At 38.7% G+C, this 6,000-nt stretch carries 5 protein-coding genes and 1 pseudogene; 1 reads left to right on the forward strand and 5 read right to left on the reverse strand.

From position 1 onward, the window contains the following. Positions 1-695 precede the first annotated feature (695 nt). Entirely contained in the window at positions 696-1,340 is a 645-nt protein-coding gene (locus tag FFM71_RS08320) for a copper homeostasis protein CutC (RefSeq protein WP_137611719.1), read from the forward strand. A gap of 480 nt (positions 1,341-1,820) precedes the next feature. Here the strand turns inward: FFM71_RS08320 and mgtE are convergent, their stop codons facing one another. The 5 genes and pseudogenes from mgtE to FFM71_RS13625 form a co-directional block, all read right to left on the reverse strand. After that, positions 1,821-3,194, reverse strand: coding sequence for a magnesium transporter (gene mgtE, locus FFM71_RS08325; RefSeq protein ID WP_137611712.1), 1,374 nt, complete (start codon positions 3,192-3,194; stop codon positions 1,821-1,823). Continuing rightward, the gene (locus tag FFM71_RS08330) at positions 3,187-4,107 is read right to left on the reverse strand and encodes an RluA family pseudouridine synthase (RefSeq protein WP_137611713.1); all 921 of its coding nucleotides are present in this window, start codon (positions 4,105-4,107) and stop codon (positions 3,187-3,189) included. The genes mgtE and FFM71_RS08330 overlap by 8 nt, the downstream gene beginning before the upstream one ends. After that, the gene (locus FFM71_RS08335) at positions 4,094-4,906 is read right to left on the reverse strand and encodes an NAD kinase (protein ID WP_137611714.1); all 813 of its coding nucleotides are present in this window, start codon (positions 4,904-4,906) and stop codon (positions 4,094-4,096) included. The genes FFM71_RS08330 and FFM71_RS08335 overlap by 14 nt, the downstream gene beginning before the upstream one ends. Then, positions 4,906-5,559: a GTP diphosphokinase gene (gene yjbM / locus FFM71_RS08340; protein WP_137611715.1), complete on the reverse strand. Its 654-nt coding sequence runs from the start codon at positions 5,557-5,559 to the stop codon at positions 4,906-4,908. Before yjbM ends, FFM71_RS08335 begins: the two co-directional genes overlap by 1 nt. Before the next feature lie 290 nt (positions 5,560-5,849). Beyond that, positions 5,850-6,000: pseudogene (locus FFM71_RS13625) on the reverse strand (IS630 family transposase); the annotation flags it as partial.

The following is a 6,000-nucleotide window of genomic DNA, read 5'->3' on the forward strand; positions in this document are numbered from 1 at the left end:
GTGGGACCGGCTCGAGCCAAAGTACGGTCTCGACCCTCGATTTTGAGCCGAAGACCACGTCTCAAAAGTCGTCCTGTGATGTAAGTGCTAAAGCCCTAACATCACTTCCACTGCTGCCATCAATCGTGGTCAACCGGATGCTCTTGTATTTTTAAAAATCTGGGTCTCTCATTAATTTTTCAAGCTCACAGTTATACCTCTAAAACTAAATTTATATTCGATCAGATAATCTAATATAAATTTATTCAATACGATGAAAAATGAAACCAAAATTATTATACTAACTAAAGATCGAAAATCTAATATAACCATTGTTGTTACCGGCCTAGAGTTAATTTATATAAATAATCAGGAATTTTGTTTTAGTTTTATTATTCCTTTCATAAAAAAACCAACTAGTTGGAAGAGCTGAGAGTATTCAATTGCTGTGAAAGTGGCGTTATTGCTTTAGCAATTACACCACCGGGCGTGTTGGAGACTTACCGGGCTTTGGTAAGGCTTCAACCGAGGTTCGAGACCGCACTTTGGCTCGGGCCGTTCCGCGCAGCAATTGAATACTCTCAGCTCTGGAAACGGCATATTTAACTAAACTTTAGATTTCTAATGACAAAAAAAGAGCTTATTTACATAACATCAGACTTTTACAACAATATTTGTTAGAATGTAACCACAACAATGAAGAGGGGTTGACTATTATCTTTAAAGAAGTAGCTGTAGAAAACTTTACTAAGATTCCCACCGCTGTTTTAAAAGGTGCTAATCGAATCGAATTAAACGATAATTTGGCTGTTGGAGGAACAACTCCCAGCCATGGTGTCTTGCAAGAGGCCACTAAATACCTTCAAGAAAAATCGGTGCCACTAGTCGAAATGATTCGTCCTCGTGGTGGAAATTTTGTTTACAACGGCCTTGAACTCAAAATGATGGAAGCTGACTTGTTTGAGGCTCAAAAATTGGGCGTTGACGCTGTTGCCTTTGGTGCATTGACTGCTGATGGCGATATTGACGAAGATGCTATGGAACAATTGATTGCGGCTTCCGCTGGCATGCAAATCGTCTTCCATATGGCTTTTGATGCCTTAGCTGAGGATAACAAAAAAAATGCTATTGACTGGTTAGTTGACCACGATGTTGATCGTATTTTGACTCACGGTGGCCCATTGACTACTCCAATCGATATGACTTTGGATAATATCAAAAAGTATATTGATTACGCTGACGGTAGAATTTTAATTTTACCTGGTGGTGGTGTTAATTTTGAAAATGTTGATACCATATCGGAAAAACTCGGTGTTAAAGAATTACACGGCACCAAAATTATTGATGGAATTAATAACTAACCGTTTTTAGATAAAATTAAATAGGTTCGAATTCTTTTGGGATATAATGTTTCCCATTTGAATTCGAACCTATTTTTTGTATATTCAGCTGAAGGTTGAAAGGTGATAAATTAATCTAACCCTTATTATTACAGGCTTAGAGCTAATTTATTTAAATAAGCAGAAGTCTTTATTCTACTATTCCGCTAAAAAAAAAATAAACTAGTTGGAAGAGCTGAGAGTATTCATTAGCAGCGAAAGTGGCGTTATTGCTTCAGCAATTACACCACCGGGCGAGTTGGAGACTCGCGGTTTTTGCGAGGCTTCAACCGAGGTCCGAGACCGCTCTTTGGCTCGGGCCGTTCCGCGCAGCAAATGAATACTCTCAGCTCTGGAGACGGCATAATTAACTAAACTTTCAACCTTTAGATATTCAGTCATTTTTATCGCTGGTAAGCTAAGTCTCAAAACAAGCTACACAAGGGCAACTCCTTTTTTGTTCTATGTTCTGACAAAATACTGCATAAACATCCCTGCAATACTGAAATAAATCAAAACTGATGTCAAATCACTCAAAGTTGAAATAAATGGCCCACTAGCTACAGCTGGATCGAAGCCAAAACTTGACATCAACATTGGAATTAAACTTCCGGCTAAGTTGGCAACGGTAATGGCGGCGCACATGGCTAAACCGATTACCATTCCTAAAACAAAATTATGTTTCCAAATTCCAACTAACATGAATACGGAAATCCCAGTTACCAAACCTGTCACGAAGCCTGTTACTAACTCTTTTCCAATCAATTTCAAAAAATCATTGCGATCAATTTCTTCAACTGCTAATCGTCTAACCGCTACGGCCAAACTTTGGGTACCTGCATTACCAGCTGTACCGGTGATTGTCGAAATGAAAACTGCTAGAATACTAGCTTCTGCCAATAATCCTTCGAAATGATTGATCAATGTTGCAGTGATCATACTCAGTAATAGCAACGTAATCAACCAAGGTAATCGTTTTGAGGCCGCCTTGAATGGTCCGTCATTATTGGTTTCGTCCATACTAACACCGGCCAAACCAGAGTAATCTTGTTGGGCTTCATCATCGATAACTTCAATAACATCATCAACAGTAACAATACCCACTAATTTATTGGAGTGATCAACAACGGGAACGGCTAAGAATTCATAATCTCTAAAGACTTGAGCAACTTCTGCCTGTTCTGCATCAACATTGACCGTTATAATATCGCTATTCATTTTTTCGCCCAATGTATCGTTATCATCAAGCAAGATCAAATCACGCAACGACATAACGCCGACTAAATCATCGTGATGATCCAAAATATATAAGTAATAAATTGTTTCAGCTGTATGAGCATAGCCTTTCAACGCCTTAATCGCTGAAGCAGCCTTCTCTTCTTCATAAAATCTAACATAGTCCGTGGTCATAATACCACCGGCCGTCTCGGTATCGTAATGCAACAGTCCGCGCAGATTGTTAGCATCGCTATTTGGCATTTGTTCAAGGAATCGGTCAACATCGACTTTATTCAAATGTTCCAAAACATCAGCCGCATTATCATCATACATATCGTTCAACATTTTGGAGGCATATCCAAGATCCATTTCCTTTAACAATCCTGGAATCTCAGGATTATCATCCTCAATAGTATCAAACATGTCACCCATTTCATCTGGTTCCAGAATTGAGTATAACGTTACACGTTCAGCCTTATTCAACGTAAGATAGAAAGTGCTCTGGTCATAAAAATGCATATCCAAATAAGTTTTTCGAAAGCGTTTCTTATCACCATTATCAAGATAACCCTTTAATTGCGTAAATTTATCTTGCAGTCTTTTTTCGTTCTCATCCATTCTTCTCACCCCTTAACACACTCATTAACATTACCATATCAGCTGGCAATGGTGCTTGAAGTTTTAATAACTGCTTGGTCACAGGATGAACAATATTCAACCGATAACAATGCAGTGCTTGTCGATCTATTCGTGAATCAACTTTTCCACTGTACATATCGTCGCCGATAATTGGGTGACCAATTGCAGTTAAGTGAACTCTAATTTGATGCGTCCGTCCTGTTAACAGTTTCAGTTTCAACAAACTACCCGTCGAAAACTTTTCCACAGTTTCATACACAGTCTGGGACGGTTTCCCCTTTTTATAGTCAATATTGCGCATATAAAAGGCACTTGGATCAATTCCAATTGGCAAATCAATTAACCCATTTTCTGGTTGTACTTGACCATAAATCATCGCTAGATAGAATTTTTGAAAATCTTCCTTATGAAGAATTCGATCTAGCAACGAATGGGCATACGAAGTCTTGGCAAAAACCATCAGGCCAGAAGTGTTGCGGTCCAATCGTGTTACCAAGTGAATTGTCGGATTTTCTTTTTTATTCAACAAATAACCTTTCACCAAATTAGCCATCGTTTTTCCAGACTTAGCTTTGGCGGGTAAACTAGCGATCCCCGGTGGCTTGTTCACAACTAATAAATAATTATCCTCAAAAATAACATCAACGGGTCCTTGCATTGGTGCAATCAAATCTGAGGGTTCTTCTTCATTCATAACAATCAAGATCACATCGCCGATTTTCATCTTAAAATCAAAGTGACGTTGCTTATGATTAACGAAAATCAATCCGCCTTTGTTCTTTAAATTGTGCAATTGACTGGAAGAAAATTCGTGTTGGACTAAAAACTTACGGATAATTTTCTTATCATCATCACCAATTGTGAACTTCATGATCCGGTTATTTTTGTTCATCTTGTCCTAAGAAAGCTGTCTCGACTCTAGTCCAGAAGTGACGGTGACGGTACTGTGCAAATTGTGCACGTTGATAATTCAATTTAATGGTAATTTTTCTGACATTTTTCAGTTTTGTCGTAATTCCATCACAACTAATGACGTAATCGTCCGCCGTCTGTGGATAAAGATCGACTTGTTGATTGTGAGGAATGATAATTGGCGACGAAATTGTCCGGTAAACTCGGTTATTGATCGAAGCAATTTCAATCATTTGATAGACACTGATCTTGGGATGAATTAGTGCCCCACCGATTGACTTCGAGTACGCAGTTGAACCAGTTGGCGTCGAAAAACATAGTCCATCGCCACGAAAACTTTCAAAAAATTCTTTATCTAGGTCAACTCGAGCCTTCATCGTCAACGAAGATAGTCGCCTGACCACGGTTTCATTAATCGCGATACCATGGAATAGTGATCCTTCTTTGTTTTCGACCATCACATCTAAAAGTGGATAACTTGTGGAAGGAATATTGTCCTTACATTCTATGATTCGATTAGCCAAATCATCAATTTCAGTGTCGGTCCAGTCCGAATAAAACCCCAAGTGACCTGTATGCAGAGCTAAAAATTTAACACTGTCCAAATGGGCTGCATAAGCGTGAAAAGTACTCAGAAGCGTTCCATCGCCTCCAACACTAATAACCAATTGTGGATCCCGACGATCCAAAACTAGACCAGCATCAAGCAATTTACTACGCAATTGATTAGCCGCAGCAACTGATTTTTCTTTACTATTATTATTAATCCATAATTTCATTATTTATCGTGCTCCGTTGAGTTATTTATATCACGCTTTCGATCGGTGAAATATTGTTGAGCATCCTGAATCTCCTCGCGGATTTTAGACATTTCCTCATCCAGCATGAATGAAGCCTCCGCAGCTCGCTTAAGCCGTTCGTTGATTTCCTCGGGAAAATCACCTTTATATTTGTAGTTCAAAGAATGTTCAATTGTGGACCAGAAGTTCATCGCCAAAGTTCTTATTTGAATTTCCGCCAAAATTTTCTTCTGACCACTAGCAGTTTGAATCGGATATTCAATCACCACATGATATGAGCGATAACCACTCGACTTACTGTTGGCAATATAATCACGTTCCTCAATTACTCGCATATCTTCTCTGATATGAAGCAATTTAGCAACATCGTAAATATCTTCAACAAACTGACATTGAATCCTAATTCCCGCTATGTCTTGCATATCTTGTTCTAATAAATCTTCATTAATAAAACGACGACGCATCTTTTCTTTGATACTGTCGACAGTCTTAACACGACCAGTCACAAATTCGATGGGAGAATGTTCGTTCTTCTCCAGAAATTCCTTACGCAAATTTCTAAATTTGATTTTTAATTCGTCTACTGCTTGTGAATATGGTATCAAAAATTCATTCCATTTGATTTCTGACATAATGACCTCGCTTTACTTACTTCTTTAAATATATCTTATATTCGGTTTAGATTCACTCTAATCTAAATGTTTTTTTGACTTGACGTTTCCAGAGCTGAGAGTATTCAATTGCTGCGCGGAGCGGCTCGAGCCAAAGAGCGGTCTCAAGCCTCGGTTGAAGCCTCGCAAAACCCGCGAGTCTTCAACACGTCCGGTGGTGTAAGAGCTGAAGCTCTATCGCCACTTTCGCTGCAAATGAATACTCTCAGCTCTTCCAACTAGTGGAGCGTAGCTCTCATGTTTATATTTAATCAACCTTCAAGTTTTGGATAAAGTGAATGTAATTTTATACGTGCATCTGCAGTTGTGAATTGCCAATCTATTGATAAATTTTTAGCATTACGTTCACTACACCATGCTGCTACTTCTTGTTTTAATTGTTCCATTTCTGGAATTCGCCTG

The sequence above is a fragment of the Companilactobacillus huachuanensis genome (assembly GCF_005404815.1).
In the GTDB taxonomy this organism is placed as follows: domain Bacteria; phylum Bacillota; class Bacilli; order Lactobacillales; family Lactobacillaceae; genus Companilactobacillus; species Companilactobacillus huachuanensis.